Source organism: Streptomyces sp. HPF1205 (genome assembly GCF_020400825.1).
Classification (GTDB): domain Bacteria; phylum Actinomycetota; class Actinomycetes; order Streptomycetales; family Streptomycetaceae; genus Actinacidiphila.
Genome location: NZ_JAINVH010000007.1, coordinates 249,019 through 271,648 on the forward strand (window position 1 = coordinate 249,019; position 22,630 = coordinate 271,648).

The 22,630-nt window shown below is 73.0% G+C and carries 16 protein-coding genes; 8 read left to right on the forward strand and 8 right to left on the reverse strand.

Going from position 1 to position 22,630, the window contains the following annotated elements:
* Window positions 1-282: 282 nt before the first annotated feature.
* The 7 genes from K7G61_RS11065 to eccE all read right to left on the reverse strand — a co-directional run bounded on the left by K7G61_RS11065 (window position 283) and on the right by eccE (window position 9,712).
* Window positions 283-951, reverse strand: coding sequence for a response regulator transcription factor (locus K7G61_RS11065; protein WP_308190625.1), 669 nt, complete (start codon window positions 949-951; stop codon window positions 283-285).
* Window positions 952-1,019: 68 nt separating this feature from the next.
* Window positions 1,020-2,264 carry a sensor histidine kinase gene (locus tag K7G61_RS11070; protein ID WP_225846544.1) on the reverse strand — a complete coding sequence of 415 codons (1,245 nt, stop codon included), beginning with the start codon at window positions 2,262-2,264 and terminating at the stop codon, window positions 1,020-1,022.
* A gap of 2 nt (window positions 2,265-2,266) precedes the next feature.
* On the reverse strand, window positions 2,267-3,106 hold the full coding sequence (locus K7G61_RS11075) for an ABC transporter permease (RefSeq protein ID WP_225846545.1): 840 nt from the start codon (window positions 3,104-3,106) through the stop codon (window positions 2,267-2,269).
* Window positions 3,103-4,080 (reverse strand): ABC transporter ATP-binding protein, encoded by a 978-nt coding sequence (locus tag K7G61_RS11080; RefSeq protein WP_225846546.1) that lies wholly within the window; start codon window positions 4,078-4,080, stop codon window positions 3,103-3,105. Before K7G61_RS11080 ends, K7G61_RS11075 begins: the two co-directional genes overlap by 4 nt.
* 262 nt (window positions 4,081-4,342) lie before the next feature.
* On the reverse strand, window positions 4,343-7,240 hold the full coding sequence (locus K7G61_RS11085) for an SCO5717 family growth-regulating ATPase (RefSeq protein ID WP_374204107.1): 2,898 nt from the start codon (window positions 7,238-7,240) through the stop codon (window positions 4,343-4,345).
* A 415-nt stretch (window positions 7,241-7,655) separates the two neighbouring features.
* Entirely contained in the window at window positions 7,656-8,450 is a 795-nt protein-coding gene (locus tag K7G61_RS11090) for a hypothetical protein (protein ID WP_374204108.1), read from the reverse strand.
* Between the two features lie 71 nt (window positions 8,451-8,521).
* Window positions 8,522-9,712: a type VII secretion protein EccE gene (gene eccE / locus K7G61_RS11095; RefSeq protein ID WP_374204114.1), complete on the reverse strand. Its 1,191-nt coding sequence runs from the start codon at window positions 9,710-9,712 to the stop codon at window positions 8,522-8,524.
* 272 nt (window positions 9,713-9,984) lie between these two features.
* On the opposite strand from eccE, the gene eccB reads away from it, so the two are divergent.
* The 8 genes from eccB (at window position 9,985) to K7G61_RS11135 (ending at window position 18,591) form a co-directional block, all read left to right on the forward strand.
* Window positions 9,985-11,508 carry a type VII secretion protein EccB gene (gene eccB, locus K7G61_RS11100; protein ID WP_225846548.1) on the forward strand — a complete coding sequence of 508 codons (1,524 nt, stop codon included), beginning with the start codon at window positions 9,985-9,987 and terminating at the stop codon, window positions 11,506-11,508.
* Window positions 11,509-11,510: 2 nt separating this feature from the next.
* A complete protein-coding gene (gene mycP / locus K7G61_RS11105; RefSeq protein ID WP_225846549.1) occupies window positions 11,511-12,803 on the forward strand; it encodes a type VII secretion-associated serine protease mycosin in 1,293 nt (430 codons plus the stop codon).
* A gap of 203 nt (window positions 12,804-13,006) precedes the next feature.
* Window positions 13,007-13,345, forward strand: a complete 339-nt coding sequence (locus K7G61_RS11110) for a WXG100 family type VII secretion target (RefSeq protein ID WP_225846550.1) — start codon at window positions 13,007-13,009, stop codon at window positions 13,343-13,345.
* A 52-nt stretch (window positions 13,346-13,397) separates the two neighbouring features.
* Entirely contained in the window at window positions 13,398-13,691 is a 294-nt protein-coding gene (locus tag K7G61_RS11115) for a WXG100 family type VII secretion target (RefSeq protein ID WP_225846551.1), read from the forward strand.
* 137 nt (window positions 13,692-13,828) lie between these two features.
* Window positions 13,829-14,299, forward strand: coding sequence for a hypothetical protein (locus tag K7G61_RS11120; RefSeq protein ID WP_225846552.1), 471 nt, complete (start codon window positions 13,829-13,831; stop codon window positions 14,297-14,299).
* 38 nt (window positions 14,300-14,337) lie between these two features.
* Window positions 14,338-15,981, forward strand: coding sequence for a WXG100 family type VII secretion target (locus tag K7G61_RS11125; RefSeq protein ID WP_225846553.1), 1,644 nt, complete (start codon window positions 14,338-14,340; stop codon window positions 15,979-15,981).
* 44 nt (window positions 15,982-16,025) lie between these two features.
* The gene (gene mycP / locus K7G61_RS11130) at window positions 16,026-17,282 is read left to right on the forward strand and encodes a type VII secretion-associated serine protease mycosin (RefSeq protein WP_225846554.1); all 1,257 of its coding nucleotides are present in this window, start codon (window positions 16,026-16,028) and stop codon (window positions 17,280-17,282) included.
* A 238-nt stretch (window positions 17,283-17,520) separates the two neighbouring features.
* Window positions 17,521-18,591: a hypothetical protein gene (locus K7G61_RS11135; protein WP_225846590.1), complete on the forward strand. Its 1,071-nt coding sequence runs from the start codon at window positions 17,521-17,523 to the stop codon at window positions 18,589-18,591.
* A 69-nt stretch (window positions 18,592-18,660) separates the two neighbouring features.
* On the opposite strand, the gene eccCa is transcribed toward K7G61_RS11135, so the two are convergent.
* Entirely contained in the window at window positions 18,661-22,623 is a 3,963-nt protein-coding gene (gene eccCa / locus K7G61_RS11140; protein WP_225846555.1) for a type VII secretion protein EccCa, read from the reverse strand.
* Between the last annotated feature and the right edge of the window lie 7 nt (window positions 22,624-22,630).

A 22,630-nucleotide genomic window follows, 5' to 3' on the forward strand; every position in this document is an offset into this window, starting at 1 on the left:
TGGGGTTGGGCGTTGTGGCCGTTCCGGTGGGGTGGTTGGTGCTGTCGCCGGATCGTCGGTTCTCGTTGGCTGAGCGCGCAGTTCCCCGCGCCCCTTGGTACGTCCGGTATGGGGTTGGGTGTTCGTGCGGCCTTGCTTTGTCCGGTGAGGGGGTTGGGTGTTGTGGTCGTCCGGGTGGGGTGGTTGGTGCTGTTGCTGGATCGTCGGTTCTCGTTGGCTGAGTGCCCGCAGTTCCCCGCGCCCCTTGGTACGTCCGGTAAGAGGTTGGGCGTTGCCGGGTGGTCAGGGGGTGGGGTGGATCAGGCGGGATTCGTAGGCGAAGACGACCGCCTGGACGCGGTCGCGCAGTTCGAGCTTGACCAGGATGCGGCTCAAGTGGGTCTTCACGGTTGCCTCGGCCAGGTGGAGGGCCGCGGCGATCTCCGCGTTGGACAGGCCGCGGCCGACCTCGGTGAGCACCTCGCGTTCGCGGGCGGTGAGACGGGCGAGCCGTTCGTCCGGCAGGGAGCCGTCCAAGCCGGCCGGGGAGGGCAGGTGGTGGGCGAAGTGCTCCAGCAGGCGGCGGGTGATCCGCGGCGCGACGACCGCGTCCCCGGCGGCCACCGCGCGGATCGCGGTCAGCAGCTCCTCGGGGAGGGCGTTCTTCAGCAGGAAACCCGAGGCGCCCGCCTTCAGGCCGGCGAAGGCGTACTCGTCCAGGTCGAAAGTGGTGAGGATGAGCACCTTGGATTCCGGGCGGCTCCCGACGATCCGTGCCGTCGCCTCGATCCCGTCCGTGCCCGGCATCCGTACGTCCATCAGCACCACGTCGGGACGCAGCGCCTGCGTCATCCGTACCGCCTGCGCGCCGTCCCCGGCCTCACCGACCACCCGCATGTCGCCCTGGGCGTCCAGCACCATCGTGAACGCCATCCGCAGCAGCGGCTCGTCGTCCACCAGCAGCACCCGGATGGGCTCCGCGCGCTCGCGCGCGGCCGGGGTGGGCAGGGGGTCGCGCGGGGGTGGTACCGGGGAAGGGGTCACGTCGTCTCCGGTGTCGTGAGGACCAGTTGGGCGGCGACCCGCCAGCCGCCACCCGGCATCGGGCCCGCGGTGAGGCGGCCGCCGTAGGCCGCGGCGCGCTCGCGCATCCCGGGCAGGCCGTGGCCGGAGCGGGGCGAGGGGACGGCGGGCGGCACGTGCGGGGTGCCCGCCCCGTCGTCGGTGACCGTCACGGCGACCTCGTCGCCGGAGCAGGCGACGCGGACGTCGGCCGTCGCGCCGGCCGGGGCGTGCTTGAGGGTGTTGGTGAGGGCCTCCTGGACCAGGCGGTACGCGGTGAGCTGCGCGGCGGCCGGCACACCGGCGGGCTCTCCCGAGACCTCCAGGCGGGTGGGCAGCCCGGCGGCCCGTACCTGTTCGGTGAGGGCGCCGAGCTGGGCGATGCCCGGCATCGGGTGCCGCAGCGCGTCGGGCTCGTCGGCCCGCAGCACGCCGAGGAAGCGCCGCATGTCGGTAATGGCCTGCCGCCCGGTCGCCGACACCTGCCGCATCGCCGCGGTGGCCCGACCCGGGGCGTGGTCCTGGGCGAAGACGGCGCCGTCGGCGAGGGCGACCATCACGGACAGGTTGTGGGTGACGATGTCGTGCATCTCCCGGGCGATACGGGCGCGTTCGCCGGCCACCGCGAGCTGCGCCCGCTGGTCACGCTCCCGTTCCAGCCGCACCGCCCGCTCCCGCAGGAACTCCAGCTGCGCGCGGCGGCCCTTCATGTTGGTGCCGATCACCGCGGCCGCGATCGCCATCGCCGACAGCGACACGAACGACGGCAGGAAGCGGACGTGGTCGCTCCAGCGCAGCGTCGCCAGCGCGATGCCGGCCTCCAGCAGCGCGAACGCCGCGTACGTCCTGCGCCGGTCCTGGTACGCGGCCACCGTGTACAGGGCGATCAGCAGCATGGTGTCGGCGGGCGTGCGCTCGTCCGCGCCCCACTGCGCCAGCGCGACGCACGCCATCGCGCAGAACACCGCCATCGGCGCCCGCCGCCGCCACACCAGCGGCAGCACCAGGCCGAAGTGCACCGGCAGCAGGCCCGACGGATCGCGCGTCAGCGGCCCCGCGAACGCCGCCGTCAGCGCCACGAACAGGGCGGCGGCCAGCAGCGCGTCCGCGCCCTGCGGCGACAGCCTGGCCCGCACCGCGTCCCGGGCCGCGGCGAACCACCGCGGCCCGGGGAAGGCGCCCTCCTCGCCGCCCCGACCGGGCGACCCCCCATCCGTGCCCACCGTTAGGCGTCCCGGCGCCGCAGCAGGAACGCCGCGGCGGCGAGCCCGGCCAGCGCGTACAGCAGGAACACCGTGAAACCGGTCCACGGGGACAGGGTATGGGCCTGGCGGTGCAGGGAGACCAGGGACTGACCCGCGTTGCTGGGCAGCCACTGGTTGACGTGGTTCGCCCAGGAGGACGGCAGCGCCTCGAACAGCACGGGCACCACCAGCAGCAGCCCGAAGAGCGCGGCGATGCCGCCGGCGGTGTTGCGGATCAGCGCGCCGATGGCGACGCCGAGCAGGCCGACCACCGCCAGGTACAGGGCCGTGCCGAACACCACGCGGGGCACTCCAGGCGCGCTAAGCGAGGTGCCGAGGTGATGGGACGACAGCAAGCTCTGGCCCAGCAGGAAGGCGACCAGCGCGCCCGCGGTCGTGACCACCCACACCACCGCCGTGTACAGCCCGGCCTTGGCCCACAGCACCGGCAGCCGGCGCGGCACGGCCGCCAGCGTCGCGCGGATCATGCCGGTCCCGTACTCGCCGGTGACGGTCAGGACACCGAGCACGCCCACGGCGAGCTGCGCCAGGAAGTAGCCTCGCAGGCTGGTCAGGGCCGGGTCGAAGTCGGCCCGCTCGTGCGGGTTCATGGTCGCCCAGTGGCTCGCGGTGAACGCCGAGAACAGCGCGCCCAGCCCGATCAGCGCGGCCAGGGCCGCGAGCATCGTGAAGAAGGTGGACCGCAGCGTACGCATCTTGATCCACTCCGAGTGCACCACCCTGGCCTGGGTGACCTCGCCGCGGCCGGCCGTGGGGGTGGTGACCGGGGCGGGTGCCCGGTCGGCGGTGACGGTGCTCATACCGGCTGTCCTTCCTTGCTCACGGGGCCCACGGGGCTCACGGGGCTCGCGGCGCTCACGGGGCTCGCGGCGCTCGCGGCCTGGAACTCGACCGCGTCCTTGGTCAGTTCCATGAACGCCTCTTCCAGCGACGCCTGCTGCGGGGTGAGTTCGGCCAGCGCGATGCCCGCGTCGGCCGCGATCCGGCCGATCCGGTCGCTGCTCAGCCCCGACACCTCCAGCACCGACCGCTCCTGCGACGCCACGCGGACGTCGGGCCCGGCCAGCAGCGCCCGCAGCCGGTCGGCCTCGTCGGTGCGCACCCGCACGGCACCGCTGGCGGCGCCCCGTACGAACTCCTCCACCGAGGTGTCGGCGATCAGTCGGCCGCGGCCGATCACGATCAGGTGCTCGGCGGTGAGCGACATCTCCGACATCAGGTGCGAGGACAGCAGGACGGTACGGCCCTGTGCCGCCAGGTCCTTCAGGAGGGTGCGGATCCACCGGATGCCCTCCGGGTCCAGGCCGTTGACCGGCTCGTCCAGGACCAGCGTGGCCGGGTCGCCGAGCAGCGCGCTCGCGATGCCCAGCCGCTGGCCCATGCCGAGCGAGAAGCCGCCGACCCGCTTGCGGGCCGCCTCGCGCAGCCCGACGACGTCGATCACCTCCTCCACCCGGCGGCGCGGGATGCCGGTGGTCGCCGCCAGCGCCAGCAGGTGGTGGTACGCGGTCCTGCCGGTGTGGATGGCGCGCGCCTCCAGCATCGCGCCGACCTCGCGCAGCGGCGCGCGGTGCTCGGCGTACCGCTTGCCGCCCACCGTCACGCTGCCGGAGGTCGGAGCGTCCAGCCCCAGGATCATCCGCATCGTGGTGGACTTCCCGGCGCCGTTGGGGCCGAGGAAGCCGGTCACCACGCCCGGGCGGACGGTGAAGCTGAGATCGGTGACGGCGGCGCGCTCGCCGTAGCGTTTGGTGAGGCCGTGGGCTTCGATCATCGGAGGGTCCTCGGAATCGTGCGGGGATCTCGGACTTCCATCCTCGATTCCCGCACGCCCGGCGGCGACGGACCACGGGCGTATTCCGGGGCGCCCACCCTGCACCCCCGGGCGGACCTGGCGTCAGACCGGTGGTGTACGAGTCACCCGAACAGGTGAAAGGCCGCCCGCGCGTCCACCACGCGCGGGCGGCCCTCGCCGTGCCCGGCCGCCACCCCTGCGCCGCTGGTCCGACCGGTGCCCCGGGCGCCCGGCGCGGCCGCTACTGCTGGGGCGGCTGCGGAGGGTAGCCGTAGCCGGGTTGCGGTTCCTGCCCGGACGGGTCCTGCGGCGGCGGGAACTGCGGCGGTTGCCCCGACTGGGGGAACTGCGGGTAGCCCGCCGGTCCCTGCTGCGGTTGCTGCGGCCACCCCTGCTGCGGCTGCGGGGTCTGCGGCTGCGTCGACTGCGGCTGGAACTGCTGCGGCTGGAATTGCTGCGGGGCCGGACCCTGCTGCGGCGGCCCGTACGGCTGCGGGGCCTGCGGCGCGGCGCCGTAGTGGGCCAGCGGGGTCTGTCCCGGCGGTACGGGCGGCCCGTACGGGCCGGGCTGCGGCGGCTGGCCCTGGGCCGGGGGGAGGCCCTGCGCGGGCGGCGGCGGGTAGCCGGCCGGCGCGTTCCCGTACGCGCCCGGCGCCGCGTACTGCCCCGGCATGGGCGGGGGCTGCACCGGCGGCACGTTGCCGCCGTCACCGGTCCACAGGCCCTGGGCCTGCTGCGCCCGCACGAAGTCCTCGGCCACCATCGCGGAGAGGTTGAAGTACGCCTCCCGGGTCTTGGGCCGCATCATGTCCAGGTCGACCTCGGCGCCGGCCGCCAGGTGCTCGTCGAAGGGCACGACCTGCACCCCGCGGCAGCGGGTCTGGAAGTGCGACACGATGTCCTCGACCTTGATCATCTTGCCGGTCTCGCGTACGCCGGAGATCACGGTGATGCTGCGGGAGACCAGCTCGGCGTAGCCGTGCGCGGACAGCCAGTCCAGGGTCGTGCTCGCACTGGACGCGCCGTCCACCGAGGGCGTCGAGACGATGATGAGCTGGTCGGCCAGGTCCAGCACGCCGCGCATGGCGCTGTAGAGCAGGCCGGTGCCCGAGTCGGTCAGGATCACCGGGTACTGACGGCCCAGCACCTCGATCGCCCGCCGGTAGTCCTCGTCGTTGAACGTCGTCGACACCGCCGGGTCCACGTCGTTGGCGATGATCTCCAGGCCCGAGGGCGCCTGCGAGGTGAACCGGCGGATGTCCATGTAGCTGTGCAGGTACGGGATCGCCTGCACCAGGTCGCGGATGGTGGCCCCGGTCTCCCGGCGCACCCGGCGGCCCAGGGTGCCGGCGTCCGGGTTGGCGTCGATCGCCAGGATCTTGTCCTGCCGCTCGCTGGCGAGCGTGGCGCCCAGGGCGGTGGTCGTCGTGGTCTTGCCGACACCGCCCTTCAGGCTGATCACCGCGATGCGGTAGCACGACAGGACGGGGGTGCGGATCAGCTCCAGCTTGCGCTGCCGCTCCGCCTCCTCCTTCTTGGCGCCGAACTTGAAACGGCTCGGCTGCGCGTTCGCCCCGGGCTTCTTGGCCTTCGGCTGGTTGCGCAGCAGCCGGTCCGAACTCAGCTCCACGGCCGCGGTGTAGCCGAGCGGCGCGCCGCCCTGCCCGCGCTGCCGCTGGTCCGGGGTGACGGTCGGCCAGCCGCCGGTCCGCGGGTCGACCGGACCGCCGTACCCCTGCTGGGGCTGGGGGGCGGCGGGGTCCTGCGGCACCGCGGGCTGCTGGGCCTGGTCGGGCTGCGGGCCGTGCGGGCCGGGCCCGCTCTGCTGAGGGGGCTGGGCGGGGTGCGGGAAGCCGTACCCGCCCTGCGCGGGCAGGGGCGGCAGCGGGCCGGGCTCGGGGTGCGGGCGGCCCTGCTGCGGGAAGCCGTAGCCGCCCTGGTCGCCGGTGGCGGGCTGCGGCGGCTGGGGTTGCGGCTGCGGCTGCGGCTGCGCGGGAGCCTGCGGCGAAACCTGGGGCTGGGGCTGGTTCTGCGGCGGTTGCGGGTAGCCGTACGCGGACGGGGCCGCGGGGGCGTCCGGAGCCTGGGGCCTGGGCGGTTGCGGGTAGCCGTACGCGGACGGGGTGTCCGCCGGAACCGGGGGCTGAGGCTGCTGCGGGTAGCCGTAACCGCCCTGCTGCGGGGGTACCTGCTGGACGGGCTGCGGCGGCTGCGGCGCCTGAGGCATGGCGGGAGGCGGCGAGGCGTCCTCGACGCGCTGGTACGCGGGCGGCAGCGGCGGCATCGGGCTCTGCGGCGGCGCGGGCGTCCAGGGCGCGGAGGAGTCCGCCGGGGGAGCTGGGGGCGCCCAGCCCTGGCCGCTGTCCGGCGCGGCGTACCCGAGCGGCCTGGCGTCCTCCGGTTCGGGTTCCGGCTCGGGCTCGGGCCCGCTCCCGGCGGCGGGCTCGGGTTCCGGCTGCGGCTGCGGCTGTGGTTGCGACTCCGGCTGCGGCTGCGGCTGCGGCTCCGACTCCGGCTCCGCCTCCGGGTCCGTCGTGCGCTCCGGCAGCTTCTCGCCCGCCCGCGCCTCGATCTCCCTGCGCATCGCCTCCGCGGTGAACCGCATGGTGGAGGAGTCCAGCCGCTCAGGCCTGGGCCGCTCCTCGACTGCCTCCACGGGCTCCACGGACTGCACGGCCTCCTCGGGAGCCGCGGGTTCGGCCACGGGTACGGGCACGGGCGCGGCTGCCGTGTCCGGGGCCTGTGGCACCGCCTGCGGCTGCGGCTGCCACGGCGCGGGCGGCGGGGTGTGCTGCGGTTCGGGTTCCCTGCTGAAGTTCACCGGCGCGGGCGGCACCTGAACTTGCGGCACGGGCGCCTGTGGTGCGGGTGCCTGTGGTGCGGGCGCCTGCGGCATGGGAGCCGGCGGCACGGGAGCCTGCGGCACTGGCATCGGCGCCGGCGGAGGCGGCGCGGGCGGGGCGGGCGCCGGTGGCGCCGACTCCTCGCGGGTCAGCGAACTCGCGGAGGCGGAAGCCCCGCCCATGTACCAGGCGGGTGGGGTGTAGTCGATGGTGAACTCACCCGTGTGATCGACGACGGATCGATCTTCGTCGGACGCCGCCCCGTCCGCACCCATGTCGTCCCGGTCGTTGGTCACCGCAATGCCTCCTGAAGTACGGACCCGCTCACGAACGGCGCGCACAGCCGGGGAGGGTTCCGGTACTTGCCCTGTTCCATCCCTTTGGTCCTTCCCGGTGTGATGGTGGTCAACCGGCCCACGAAGGGTCCCGCCGCTCAGACGACAGCCTAAGTTACGCCGCCCCGCCCACGGCAGGGCCGCCCTTGGCCCGCGCCCCACGAAGCGCACGGGCCGGTGTACGGGACGGCGCCCGCGCCGGCCGGGGCGTGAACAGGGGCTCACCCGGCGCACGTTCACCGCCACGCGACCCCGGTACACGCCCGCCGCCACGCCCGGCGCCCGCCCGCCGCCACGCCCGCCCAGCGCACAACCAGGCGGAAAACCGGCCGGTCGCGCCCCGCCGGCCGGCCGGAGACCCTCGACGGGACCCGTGTCAGTCCACCCGGCGGGCGACACCCAGCAGCCCGGACTCCGCGTCCGTCGCCTCCGTCATGACGAACTGCCGGTGGCGGCGCGTGCACCACAGCGTGATCGAGTCGTCGAGGGTCGGCAGCACCGCCAAGTCGCCGCCCGGCACGGTCAGCACGCGCCCGATCACCTCGGCCTCCTGCGGCGAGACCCGCTGGACGCCCACGAGTTCGGCGTTGCGCAGCAGCCGCGGTGCGTTCGGCCCCACGTACGGCAGCAGCGTCAGCACCGACTGCCACGGGGCCGACGAGACCCTGCCGCGCGGCGGCTGCGCGCCGCAGTCCCGCACGATCAGCACCGGGCCGGCCACCGACGCGCCCTGCGGCGGCACCCGTCCCGGCTCGTGGATCGTCACGGCCTGCTGCCCGCCGCCGGCGGCCTGCGCCATCGCCGTCCACACGTGCGGGCGCGCGGTCTCCACCGCGACGCGGGCACCTGTGGCGACCGTGCGGAACGCGATCACCTGCGCCGTCCACAGGCCGCCGACCAGCACCACGTCGAACGGGGTGGGCCGGTTCACCCCCAAGGTGACCGGCTGGTGCGCGGCATCGACCCCTATCACCACCCCGTCGTCGCCGACGGGCAGCGCCACAGAACCCAACTGGCCGCCGTCGCCCAGCACGTGACGGTCGCGGCGCGGACCGCGCAGCCCGAAGCCGGGCATCGCGCGGCGCGTGGGGCGGGGAGCGGCGCCGGCACCCGGCACCGCGGGACCGGCCGGGCCGTAACCCCGGCCGCGCACGCCGGAGCCGCCGGACACGCCGGGCGACCCTTGCCACCCCGACGCGGTGGAGCGCCCCTGACCGGGCGCGGGCATGACGGGCCCGGACATCAGCGGGTACCTCCCAGGGGCAGCGTGGCCAGGACACCGGGCACCTGCTCGTGGTCGAGCCGCACCAGCGTGGCCCGGACACCGCGCGCCGCCCGCTGCAACTGGCGGCGCGCCTGGACCAGTTCGTTCTCACTGCGGGCCGTCAGGCGGATGTGCCCGCTCAGCGCCGGGGCGCCGCTCGCTCCCCGGGTCACCGCCAGGCTGAAGGTGCTGGCCATGGCGGGCATCGACGTCAGCAGCGCCACCAGGTTCGCCGACGGCGTCGCGGCCCCGCCGAGCCTGGGCCAGCGCGCGACCCAGTACGTGGTGTGCCAGCGGTCGTCGCACCGCCAGGCCCGCGAGGTCTCGGCGGTGCGACGCGCGGCCGCGGCCGAACGGTCGGCCTGCGCCTGCGCCTGCGAACTGGCCATCGGATTGGCGCCCGAGGAGGTGGCGAGCGCGGCGGTCAGCTCGGCCTCGGTCAGCACGTCCGCCTGGAAGCCCGCCCCGGTCAGCCGGCTCGCCAACTGGTCGGCGGCGCGCAGCAGGGCCCGCTGGGCGCCCCCCAGCCCGCCCCCGCGCGCCTGCACCGCCTCCGGGCACAACTCCGGGTCGAATTTCAGCGCCACCCAGGTCAGCCGTGTCGCCGGCGAGCCGGACCGGGCCTGCAACTGGGCGTAGGAACGCGCCGCTATCGACTGCTCGGGCAGATGCGGCGCCGGAGCCGGATGCGTGTGCTGCACGATCTGCGCGCACTCCAGCCGGATGTCGTCCACCTCCAGCACCCCGAACAGCGCCTCCAGCGGCAGCGGACGGGCCGTCCTGGCCGGCCGCAGCGGCTCGTCACGCGCCTGCACCCGCACCACCGCGGTCAGGAACGTGCCGTCGCCGACCATGCCGACACTGCGGTCCTGCTTGCGGTCCGCGTACGAGTACGTGCGCAGGGCCGGATCGCACTCCATCACCGGGCCCAGGCTGGGCTCGACGTCGCCGAGCGCGCGTGGATCGACCACCGCGCGCTGCCGTCTGCGCAGGCTCATGATGGTGCGCAGCCACTCCACGACCGGACGGCCGCGCCGCCGCACCACGGCCACCAGCACCAGCAGCGCGGCGACCACCCCGGCCGGCGCCAGCATCTTGTGGTTCACCGCCCAGCCGATCAGCACCACCGCGGCGGCCACCTCGACCAGCACCACCTGGTGCAGCCACACCCCGCCCAGCCGCCCGGGCCGCGGCTGGACGTGCAGCACCGCGGGCGCGGCCGACCTTCCGGCCGCCGCACCGGCACCGCCTCGCCGCGTATCCTCCACAGCGGACACCCTGGCCATCCCCCGATTCGCCCCTCGTCGTCGCGGACCTCGACCCCGAATCCCGGGATCCGTACCTGTGAAACGGTCCGACGACCGTACCGCGACACGCGCTCCCTGGCTCAACGGGCATAGTAGTGCCGCGTACTGACAACGTTCCGGGGGAGCAGCCGAGGATGGCCTCACGCAAGGACCAGCTGAACGCCTACAACCACGCCCGCAAGCGGACCGTCGCCGCCTTCCTGCAGCCGAGCCCCGGCGGCTCGGAGGAGGGCGCGCCAAGACCGCTGCGCGCGCTGGGACCGAGCCTGATCGTCGGCGCGCTGGCCCTGGCCGTCTTCGGCGCACTGGGCCTGCTCCAGCCCGCGGCGCCCCAGGGGTGGGACACCCCCGGCGCGTACGTGATCGTCGGCAGCGAGTCCACCACGCGCTACGTCGTCCTCCAGGACACCGGCGCCGACGGCAAACCGGGCCAGAAGCAGTTGCACCCCGTGCTCAACTTCGCCTCCGCGAAACTGCTCCTCGACCCCGACAAGGGCCAGGTCATCAAGGTCAAGGAGTCCGTACTCGACAGCGGCAAGGTCCCGCACGGTGCCACCATAGGCATCCCGTACGCCCCCGACCGGCTGCCCACCGCACAGGACGCCGGCACCCCCAAGGACTGGGCCGTCTGCGACCGCCCCAGCACCGGCTCCGGCAACGCGCCCGACCAGGCCGTCTTCGTGCTCGCCGACAAGGAGGCCGCGACCGCCCGCGCGCGCATGCGCCTGACGGGCAACCAGGTGCTGTACGTCAAGGACGCCGCCGACAACTCGGAGTACCTCGTCGACGCCGACGGCACCCGCTTCCCGCTCGGCGACCCGCAGCACAAGGACCCGGCGCGCATGGCGCAGCTCAGGAGCACCCTGTTCGGGCAGGGCGCGCAGCCGCAGCCCGTCACCAAGGAGTGGCTCAAGTCGCTCAACCCCGGTTCCCCGATCTGGTTCCCCGCCCTGGACAACCCGGGCGCCACCACCAAGGACGGCCCGGTCGGCACCGTCCTGCAGGCCACCTCGGCCGCGGGCGAGGAGTACTACGTCGTCACCCAGCAGGGCATCGAGAGCACCAGCGCCTTTGCCGCGCTGCTGATCCGCGAGGACACCGGCCAGGCCGCGGCCAAGCGCACCACCGTGCCGCCCGGGCTCGTGAGCAAGTTCCAGGGCGCGGCCGCGGACTGGCCCTCCCAGGAGCCCAAGACCGTCAACGTCCCCGGCGCCGCGGGCCCCGGCACCACCGTCGCCTGCAGCGTCCTGGCCGGCACCGCCAACGCCACCGGCCGCCCCCCGCTGCAGGTGTGGGCGGGCACCAGCTACCCGGCCACCATCGTCAACGGCGCCACCAGCGCGTACGTCACCCCGGGCACCGGCCTGCTGTACGTCGAGGTCACCGGCAAGGACGCGACGGAAGGCACCCTCTACCTGGTGACGGACACCGGCCTGCGCTACGCCGTGCCGCGCAACAACGACAGCACCGCCGCCACCGCCACCCCCACCCCGGCGCCCGCCTCCGCACCGGCGGGCTCGCCGCCGGTCAACCTGGCGCAGACACGGCTCGGTTACGCCTCCGTCGTCCCCAAGGGCATCCCCCTGACGTGGTCCGAGTTCCTGCCCAAGGGGCCCACCCTGGACACCGAGAGCGCGATGCAGGCACAGGGGTCGTGACGATGCGAAACCTTGTCACGCACCCGCACAACCGGCTCCTCACCGCGGCCCTGACGGGCGCGGCAGCGTGCCTGGTGCTCGTCCCCGCGTCCGCACCCATGGCCGCGGATGCCGCGAGCGGTGCCGCGCCGCGCCCGGCGGACGCCCTGCGCCCGGCGGGCAGCGGCGAATGCACCTATCCCGCCAAGGACATCAAGGGCACGCCCTGGGCGCTGCAGCGCGTCCTGCTCAACCAGTTGTGGCAGGACACCAAGGGCAGGAAGGTCCGGGTCGCGGTCATCGACTCCGGCGTCGACGTCCGCAACCCCCAGCTCAAAGAGGCCGTCTCCGTCTCCTCCGGGGTCACCGTCATCAAGGGCGACAAGGGCCACGGCACCACGGACACCATGGGCCACGGCACCAGGGTGGCCGGCATCATCGCCGCCCGCCCGAGCGGCGGCACCGGCTTCGTCGGCCTCGCCCCGCAGGCCACGATCGTGCCCATCAAGCAGTACGCGGAGGAGGATTCGAGCGTCGACCAGCGCCCCACGCTGGTCGCCGCCGTCAACGCGGCGGTCCACGCACACGTCCAGATCATCAACATCTCCGAGGACACCAAGAGCGATTACGGCCCGCTGCGCGCAGCCATCGCCGGCGCGGTGAGCCACGGCATCCTCGTCGTCGCCTCCGCGGGCAACGACGGCGCCGGCGGCCGGCTCGGCACCACCTATCCGGCCGCGTACCCCGGTGTCCTGGCCGTCGGCGCCTCGGACCGCAACAACGAACGCGCGGACTTCTCGCAGGCCGGAACATTCGTCGACATCGCCGCCCCAGGCGTCGACATGGTCTCCACCGTCCCCGGCGGCGGTCAGTGCGTCGACCAGGGCACCAGCTTCTCCGCGCCCTATGTGGCCGGGGTCGCCGCCCTGATCAAGGCCAAGCACCCGCGCTGGACCCCGGCCCAGATCACCGCCAGGATCGAGCAGACCGCCCAGCGCACCGCGCTCGGCCGCAACGACTTCGTCGGCTGGGGGGTGATCGACCCCGTCCGGGCCGTCAACGACGACTCTCCGCCGGAGTCGTCCCCTACCCCGGACAAGGGGCTCGCCCGCAGCAGCAGTCACGTCATTCCCGCGGCCGTCAGCTTCGGCGAGAGCAGACGGGCCCACGACCGCCGCGTCGCCACATACGTGCTGGGTGCCGCCCTCCTCACGATCGTGGTCGTCAGCGGAGGCTCCGTGGCGCTGCGGGACCTGCGGCGCCGGCCCGGACGCGAGGCCGCGCCCGGACGGCACCGGCCCGCCGCCCGCCGGTGAACCGACCGTGACGGTCACGATGGTCACGGTGAAGCGAGGGGTTTGTGACAACCCTGTACTAGCGGCGGTACCCACGGGCGTACTGTCGGTGTCCCCCGATACAGTGGGGACTGACGTTGCATCAATGAGATAGCCGCGCCGGCCGCGGACGGGGCCTTCCCGCCGCACTCCGGTCGGCGCCTGTTCATGGGGGAAGGTGAACGATGTCGGACAAGACGAAGGTCAGTGCCAGTGAACTCAAGGACCTCGCCGGCAAGATCGACACGGTGACGGGCGAGATCTCGGGAGTGATGAGCAAGCTCGACGGCATCGCCGTCGAGATGCAGTCGCACTGGTCCGGTTCCGCCGCGATCGCGTACCAGAACCTGCAGCAGCAGGTGAACGACGACGGGAAGGCGCTGAACCGCATCCTGGGCGACATTCGCGACGCCCTGGCCGCGTCCGGCACCGACTTCGGCAGCCAGGAAGAGGACCAGAAGCACATCCTTGAGCAGCTCAAGGGCAGCACCGCCGACGACAGCATCTTGAAGGCGTTCGGCTGACCCTCGGCTGCACCCAGGTTCTCGATCCCAGCCCGAAGAAGGAGGAACAGTCATGTCCGACATGGGGATTTCGGTAACGTATTCCGGCCTCACGACGGCGGCTGACGGCATCGGCACGTCCGCCCAGCACATCGCGAGCCACCTGGAGGACGTCAAGCAGCACGTCAACCGGGTCGTCGCGACCTGGGAAGGTGCCGCCAAGGAGGCGTACGCCCCGAAGCAGGCGGAGTGGAACAAGCACGCCGCGCACCTGCACGAGACGCTGCTGAAGGTGGAGAAGGCGGTCCGCGAGGCCGCCGAGCACTACCACCACACCGACAAGCGGAACGCCGACCGCTGGCGCTGACACGGCGCACCAGGAACACCGCGGGACAGGGCGGGCGCTGCGTCATCGCGCCCGCCCCGTGCCGCGTGAATTCGGGAACAGCACAATGGTCACATCGGACAGCAGTTACGCAGCAGTGACGGGGGAGGAGATGCGACGTGTCGTACTCGGCAGGCGATCGCGCGGCTCCGGCCAACATGAAGGTGGAGCTCGAAACGCTCACCACCTTCAAGAACCGCATCGACGGGATGCTCAAGGACCTCGACGCGTCGGACGCGGCACCCAAGAAGATCGGCCAGGACCGGCTTCAGCAAACCCATCTCGGAACCGGTTTCGGTGAGTCGAGCAAGCTCATGAGCACCTACAACCACGTCCACGACCGGCTGGAGACGCTCTCCCAGCTGCTCGCGGACCAGATCGAGATGATGAGTCTCTCGGTCAACGGCGCCCACGGCGACTACCACAACGTGGACGAGGACCAGCGTCGGCGCATGTGGGCGATCTACGACACCACCGACCAGCACTACGACCCGGCCCTCGACCCCAACGCGCCGAAGAACAAGAGCGGTACACCGTCCAACCAGACGGGCGGTCAGCAGCAGTCCAGCGTCGGCGGGAACATGGGGTGACGGCGCAGATGGACACGGGGGAAAGGAAGGTCTGAGTCATGTCACGTCCCGCTGACGACGGAGGCAACCCGTACCAAGCCTCGACGAACTTCGAGGGCTTCACCCACTCGCAGATGCTCGACATGATCCAGAACGCGGATCCGAGCAAGGTGACCGCGCTGGCCCACAAGCTGGACTCGGTGTCGACGCAGACCGAGAAGATCGGTACCGACCTGCAGACGCACATGAGCAAGGTGCAGTGGGAAGGCCCGGCGGGTGACGCCTTCCGCGACTGGGGCTCCCGCGTCGCCAGCGCCACCCTGACGCTGTCCGACTACAGCTCGACCGCCAGCGTCTTCATGCTCAACGCGGGCCAGGTCCTCAGCGACGTCCAGCGCGACATGCCGAAGGTGCCGAACCTGGCGTACGAGACGGTCAACGCGTACCGGGCCGCCAACAACATCCAGGGGCCCTTCGCGGACACCGCGGGCGTCACCGCCGACCACCTCGACGGCACCCAGGGCCCGTACTCGGTCAAGCCCACCGCGGCCCAGTACAAATCGGCCACCAACGCCCTGGAGACCGCCCGCACGTCCGCGGCCGACCAGATGAACAAGCTGGGCCAGGCGTACAACATGGCGACGGACGTCATCTCGACGACGCAGGAACCGACGTTCCCGCCTGCGCCGAAGACGATCATGCCGCCGCGGCCGCTCAGCTCCGACACCAGCGAGTACGTGCCTGGCGGTACTGGCGGTACTGGCGGTACGGGCAGCACTGGCTCGACGGGGAAGGTACCGGTCCAGCATTTCAACGTGCCGAGCAACAACACCCTGACGCCGGACGTCAACACGTCGAATCCTCCGTCCTTCCCGCACCAGTCCCCGCCGCAGGTGCCGACGCTGCCGGACAGCAACCTGAACCTGGACTCGTTCCCGCCTGTGCCGACACAGGTCGGCCCGCCGCCCGTGACGCCTCCGGCGCTCCCCGTGGTCGGCCCGCCGCCGTCGCCTCCGTCGGTGCCGATGCCGGTCCCGGTGCCGCCCAACTTCGGGCCGCTGCCCAACCTCGGGCCGAACAGCCTGAACAAGGTGCCGGAAGGAGAGGTGCCGTTCAACCCCAGGACGCTGGCGGCCACTCGCCAGGAACTCCAGCAGGAGACGGAGGGCCTGTCGAAGAATCTGTCGACCACCGAGTACAACCCGATGGGCGGCGGGCGCGTCACGACCACCGGCCGGATGGCCGTGCCGGGTCTGAACGAGGACACGCGGTTCCCGGGTGGTACGAGGGGCCTGTCCGTTCCCGGCCCCGGCGGCACGCCCGGCGGGCGGACTCCGGGTGGCTCCGGCATCACCGGCGGGCGGCAGAGGATCGCCGGCGGTGAAAGCGCCGAGAGCGAGGAAGGCGCGATCCCGCGCGGCACGGTCATCGGCGGCGGCGGCGGTGGCGCGGGAGGCCGCGGGCGGGGCGGGCTCCAGCCGACGCCGGGGGAGATCCGGGAGGAGTCCCGCAGGCGCAGGGACCGTCGCGGGTCCGAGGAGGACGAGGAGCCGGAGGGCGTCATCGGCGGCACGCCGTCGCGAGACGAGCGGCACGCCCGGCGACGCACCAGGAACTTCACCTCGGGTGGCGCCGGTCTTGGCGGCGAAAGGGATGAATCCATCGATGGCCCGGGCGAGGAGACGCCCCACGTGTGGGAGTGATGGTGGGACGGATGTTCCGGCCAGCCCCCACAGGAAGTTGACGCATGCGCATCAGCACTGAAGCCCCCGGCCGTCCTGCGCGCGTCCTCGTGGCGGCACTGGCGGCGGGGGCCGCCCTCCTCGGCGTGAGCACGGCGGCGGCCGCTCCGGCGGCCGCCGAGTCCATCCGGGACCAGCAGTGGCACATCAAAGCCATGCGGCTGGACGAGGCGTGGAAGTACAGCAAGGGACAAGGCGTCACCGTCGCGGTGATCGACAGCGGGGTGGACCCGTCGGCGGCCGGCTTGTCCGGCAAGGTCCTCCCGGGTAAGAACTTCGCGCAGGCGAAAGGCACTGCCCACGATCCGCTGAGCCCGCATGGAACAGGCATCGCGAGTCTGATCGCTGGTTCGGACGCGGGCCCGTCGGAGCCTGTCGGAGTGGCCCCTGACGCGAGGATCCTGCCTCTGAGAACCGACCCGATCCTTCAGACGAACCTGGGCCAGGAGGAGTCGGCAATCCGTGCCCAGATGGCCAGAGCCCTGCGCTATGCGGCGGATTCCCCCGCCAAGGTCGTCAACATCTCCATGGGTGTGTCCGAAAGCGGCAAGGACCTCAGCGACGCCGTCGCGTACGCGGAGTCGAAGGGCAAGCTGATCATCGCCGCCGTGGGCAACAACGGCGACTCGACGAACGAGGCCCAATATCCCGCGGCGCTTCCCGGCGTCGTCGGCGTAGCGGCCTTCGACCGCAACGGCAGTTCCGCGAAGTTCTCCGAGCGGGGTCCCCAAGTCGCGCTCGCCGCGGCCGGCGTCGACATGTATCACGCCTGCTCGGGCGGAACGGGCTTCTGCAAATCACAGGGCACCAGCGACTCCACCGCCCTGGTCTCCGGCTCGGCCGCCCTCGTTTGGGCGAAGCACCCGAGCTGGACGGCCAATCAGGTCCTGCGCGTGCTGATCGACACGGCCGCTCACCCGGTCAGCGGGGCGAAGCGCGACAACGTCCTCGGCTACGGCGCTGTCCGCCCCCGCGTCGCGCTGGAGACTCCCGGTGACCCCGGGCCGCCCGGTGTCAATCCGCTCATCGCGGCGGCGGCCAGTGCGTCGCCCACCGCGTCGCCCAGTTCTTCGGCGGCGGCCGGCGGCCCCAAACCCTCCTCCACCGGAGTCGGCACGGCCAATAAGGCGCCCGCCACCACCGCTTCCTCGTCCTCGAAGAAGAGCGGCAACAGCGGGTTGTGGATCGGCGTGGGCGCCGCCGCCGTGGTGGTCGTCGTGGTGGCCGCGGTGGCCGTCATGCGGCGGCGCAGGCAGGCGTAGAGCCTCCGCCACGCCTTGGGGGTACTCCGCGTACTTCTCCGTACTCTCCGACCCCCGTACTCCCCGCGCTCCCCGTGCCGGGCCGCCCCTCGCGGCCCGGCACGGCCGTGTTCACGGTGCCGAGCGGACGGCGCCGCGGCGCCGCGCTCACCCCCGTCGATGGCCACCGTCACCGGGGTCTGGAAGAGTGAACGGGCCGCCGGAGCCCGCCGTACGCGAACGAAGGACGCCACTGGACATGGACACGGAGTCGGAAGCCCAGAGCCGGAGCCGGATGGCCGACGTGGCCGCGCGGGCGGGGGAACTCGCCGACGCCGGGCGGCGGGCGGCGCGCCTGGCCGGCCGGCGTACGGGGGAGGCGACCGCCAAAGGCGGCCAGTGGGCCTACGCGGCCCTCGCCTCTTGGGAGCCGCCGCAGGTGCCCGCCGCAGAACCGTGGAAGCTGTCCGTGGGAGCGCTCGTGGGCCGGCACCGGCGCACCCCGGGTGTGGTGCGCAAAGCCCTCGGGCTGCTCGACGGGTTCGGTGCGGTCGCCGTCGGTCCGAAGGGCGTGGGTTTCGACGGCGACGACATCGAGTGGGACAAGGTCGAGGAGATCAGGACCCGTACCGCGTACGAGATGCTCACCACCCAGGCCCTGGACCGAGAGGTGGACCGGCTGCGGGAGTTCCTGCCGCCCGTACCGGGTCGCAAGTGGGTGGTGACCAAGGCGACGGAAGTGCTGACGACGGTCGTGCTCGCGGCCTTGGAACAGGGCTCCGAGGACGAGCTCGGCGAATTGACGGTGCCTTCGGAGATCGTCTACCGGGGGCTGCTCGGCCGGCGGCGCACCCTCAGCGGCGGCCTGTTCGCGGTGGCCGTGCTCACCGTGGTCAGGCCGGCCGGACGCAGCGTGCTGGCCACCGCGGAGCAGCACGACGTCAAGATCACGGAGGCCGAGCCGCTGCCCGACGCGGACCGGACCCGGCGCACCGAGACGCTGCGGCGCCGCACGGACGCGATCTCCCAGCGCCTGCGCGCCCTCCAGCGGGCCGCGGCCGAGACGGACGCGGAAGCAGAGGCGGAGGGCGTCCTGGACGCCGTTCCGCACGAGGCGGGACCCGGCGCGGAAGCGGCCCCGGCGGCTGCCGGTACGGCCCCTGCCGCCGCCGATCAGGCCCCTGTACCCGCGACCCGCCCCGGGCCCCCTTCCGCGCCGGTCCCCGGGTCCGCTCCCGCGCCGGTCCCCGAGCCCGCTTCCGCGCCGGTCCCCGAGCCCGCCGCCAAGGAACCCGGACCGCGCCACCTGCCCGAGCAGCCCCGGCCCTGACCGTCGCCGACGGCGTCGGCCCGCGCCCGGCCCCCCGTTCCACCGCTCGGGGCCGGGTACGGGCGGCTCTCAGCGTTCCGGCAGCCACCCCGTCTGGATGAGCTGCGCACCGCGCCGCCGCGAGATGTGGAAGCCGCGGCCGGGCGGCAGCCGGGTCGGCTTCACGTTGCCGATCAGGGCGCCCTCGTCGCGGTCGCCGGACAGCAGCAGGCCCTGCGTGCTCAGCTCCCGCAGCCGGTTCATGAAGCCCTCGTACAGGCTGCGCGAGGCACCGGCCGTGTTGCGGGCGAGGATGACGTGCAGGCCGATGTCCTTGGACAGCGGCAGCAGGTCGACCAGCACCGACAGCGGGTTGCTGGACGAGGCGACCAGTTCGTAGTCGTCGACGATCAGGAACATCTCCGGGCCGGTCCACCAGCTGCGGTTGCGCAACTGCTCCTGCGTGACCTCGGAGTTCGGGACGCGCGCGGCCAGGGCGCCCCGGATCGAGCCGGCGAACTGCTCCAGCGCCGGGGCCGAGGCGGCGAACTCCACCAGGTGCGTGTCGGGCACCGCGCCCAGCAGCGTCCTGCGGTAGTCGACCATGATGATCCGGCCCTGCTCCGGCGTGTACCGCTCGGTGATCTGCTTGATCAGCAGCCGCAGCACCGCGGTCTTGCCCGACTCGCTCTCACCGAAGATCAGGAAGTGCGGGTCGGTGTCGAAGTTGACGAAGGACGGTTCCAGGGCGACCTCGTCGATGCCGATGGCCACACCCTGCTGCGGGAAGTCGTTGCCCTTGGGCAGTTGGTGCGCCGGCAGCGTGGCGGGCAGCATGCGGACCTTCGGGGCGCGCGGGCCGTTCCAGCCCGCGTCGACCGCGGCGATGAACGCCGCCGTACCGTCCGACAGGTCGGCGACCTGCGAGGAGGAGTCGATCCGCGGCAGACCGGTCAGGTAGTGCAGCCGCTGCGGCGTCAGGCCGCGGCCGGGCGAGGTCGCCGGCACGTTCTGCGCCACCTTGCGGTCGAACTCCGACTCCATCGGGTCGCCCAGCCGCAGCTCCAGACGCGCCTGGACCTGGTCCTTCAGCGCCGGGCGGACCTCGGAGTAGCGGGTCGCGGTGAGGATCACGTGGACGCCGAAGCCCAGGCCGCGCGCCGCGATGTCGGTGACGACCGACTCCAGCAGCTCGTAGTCGGAGCGGAACGACATCCAGCCGTCCACGACCAGGAAGACGTCGCCCCACTGCTCACCGGGCAGTTCACCCGCCGCCCTGCGGCGGCGGTAGGTCGCGATGGAGTCCACGGTGTTGGCCCGGAAGAACTCCTCGCGCCGGTTGAGGATGCCGGCCACCTCGGCGACCGTACGCCGTACCTTCTCGGTGTCCAGGCGGGAGGCGACCCCGCCGACGTGCGGCAGGCCGTCCAGCGCGAGCATGCCGCCGCCGCCGAAGTCCAGTCCGTAGAACTGCACTTCGGCCGGGGTGTGGGTGAGCGCGAACGAGCCGATGAGGGTACGGACCAGGGTCGACTTGCCGGACCGCGGGCCACCCACCACCAGCAGGTGGCCGGCCGCGCCCGAGAAGTCCAGCCGCAGCACGTCGCGGCGCTGCTCGAACGGCTTGTCCACGATGCCCAGCGCCACCTCCAGGGACCCCAGGCCCGGCTGGCCGGGAGAGGTCAGCCCGCGCTCGGGGGTGACGGCGAGCTGCGGCAGCAGCTGGTCCAGGGACGGCGCCTCCGACAGCGGCGGCAGCCACACCTCGTGCGCGGGCGCGCCCTGCCCCTCCAGCCGGCGCACGATCACGTCCAGCACCGTGTCCGCCAGCGCGCTGTCCTCGGTGTCCGCGGCCGCGGACACCTGGACCGGCTGCGGCGCCGCCTCCTGCACCGCCACCTCGGCCGCGGTGAACAGCACCGGCCGGCGCTGCGGCGGCAGCGGCCCGCTCACCTGGGCCGTGCCGCGCGACCGGTACGGCCCGGACACATAGGCGGCCTTGAAGCGGACCATGGTGTCCGTGCCGAACTTCAGATAACCCGACCCCGGCACCGACGGCAGGTGGTAGGCGTCCGGCACGCCCAGCGCCGCCCGCGACTCCGAGGCGGAGAAGGTACGCAGACCGATCCGGTACGACAGGTAGGTGTCCAGGCCGCGCAGCCGGCCCTCCTCCAGCCGCTGCGACGCCAGCAGCAGGTGCACGCCCAGCGACCGGCCGATGCGGCCGATCTGGATGAACATGTCGATGAAGTCGGGCTTCTCGGTGAGCAGTTCGCTGAACTCGTCGATGATCAGCAGCAGGTTCGGCAGCGGCTCCAGGGCGCTGCCGGCCGCGCGCGCCTTCTCGTAACTGGTGATGTCCTTCTGGCCGGTCGCGGCCAGCAGTTCCTGGCGGCGCTGGAGCTCACCCGTGATGGAGTCGCGCATGCGGTCCACCAGCGTGAGGTCGTCGGCCAGGTTGGTGATCACCGCGGACACGTGCGGCATCTGCGCCATGCCGGCGAAGGTCGCGCCGCCCTTGAAGTCGGCGAGCACGAAGTTGAGGGTCTCGGAGGAGTGGGTGACCGCCAGGCCCAGCACCAGGGTGCGCAGCAGCTCGGACTTGCCGGAACCGGTCGCGCCGACGCACAGGCCGTGCGGGCCCATGCCCTCCAGCGCGGCCTCCTTGATGTCGAGCATGACCGGCTCGCCGTTCTCGCCGACGCCGATCGGCACCCGCAGCCGGTCCTTGGGCGAACGCGGCCGCCAGGTGCGCGCCGTGTCCACCGACGCGGCGTCACCGAGCTGCAGCAGGTCGGTGAAGTCCAGGTCGGCGAGCAGCGGTTCCTCGTCGTCCGCGCCGCTCGTACCGATCCGCAGCGGGGCGAGCTGCCGGGCCAGGGTGTCCGTCTCGGCCTCCGACAGCACGTCGGGCAGGCCCTCGTACGTCGTGCCGTCCGCGGCCTCCAGCACCAGCCGCCCGGGCTGGACCACCACGGACAGACCGCCGCGCGGGCGGCCCAGCTCGCCCGGCACCACCTCGATGACCGTGACGCCCTGCAGCCCTTCGGGGGCCGCGAAGACCGAGTCCTGCGGCACCGCCCCGCCGTCGAGGACGACCACGATGTGCGGCCGGTCCAGCAGCGGCCGGTCGTCCCCGCTGAACCGCGGCCGGTCCTCAAGCCGCTTGGCCAGCATGGCCTCCAGCTCGCCGAGGTCGCCGCAGAACAGCCGGCGGGTGCCGGCGCCGTCGGCCGTACCCGGCCGCTGCGCGTGCGGCAGCCACTTCGTCCACTCCCACCGGTGCGCGCCGGCCGGGTCCGCGACCACGCCGATGACCAGGTCCTCCGGGCTGTGCAGGGTGGCCAGTTGGGCCAGCACGGCTCGCGCGGTCCCGTACACCGTCTCGCGCTCACCGGACAGCGTCAGGTGGTAGAAGGCGCGCAGCGACACCGCCAGCGGCAGGTCGTCGACCAGGGAGTGGGTGCGTACGAAGGTGCTCAGGGCGTGCTCGGTGAGCGGCTCCAGGCCCTCGTTCGGGGCGGACTGCGGCGGGATCAGCGCCGTCGCCAGCCGCTGCGGTCCGAGGCCGAAGCGGACCTGGGCGAAGTCGGGGTCGGTGGGGCGGCGCTCCCACACCCGGTTGTTCGGCCCGCCGGTCACCGACACCAGCGACCAGAGCTGCTCGGGCGCGGGATGGGTGAACAACTGCGCCCCGCGCTGCTGTTGCGCGGTGGACCTGACCTCCTCGCGCAGCCGGGCCAGGTACGACAGGTACTCGCGCCGCGTGTCGGCCAGGCCGCTGGCCGCGCCCCGGCGCATCTTGACGAACTGGGCCACGGCCATCGCCCCGCTGGACGCCAGCATCAGACCGCCCATCATCATCATGACGGGCTGCGAGGTGGTGAAGAAGTACGCCGCCGAGCCGGCCATGCCCAGCATGGGCAGCAGGGACATCAGCAGCCCCTGGTCATTGCCCTTCGAGAGCGCCGGCGGCGGTTGCAGGCGCACGTTCTCCGCCGGTACCGCGCGGGGCAGTGCCCGCGGGGGACGCTTGACGATGACCACGCTCAACCCGACG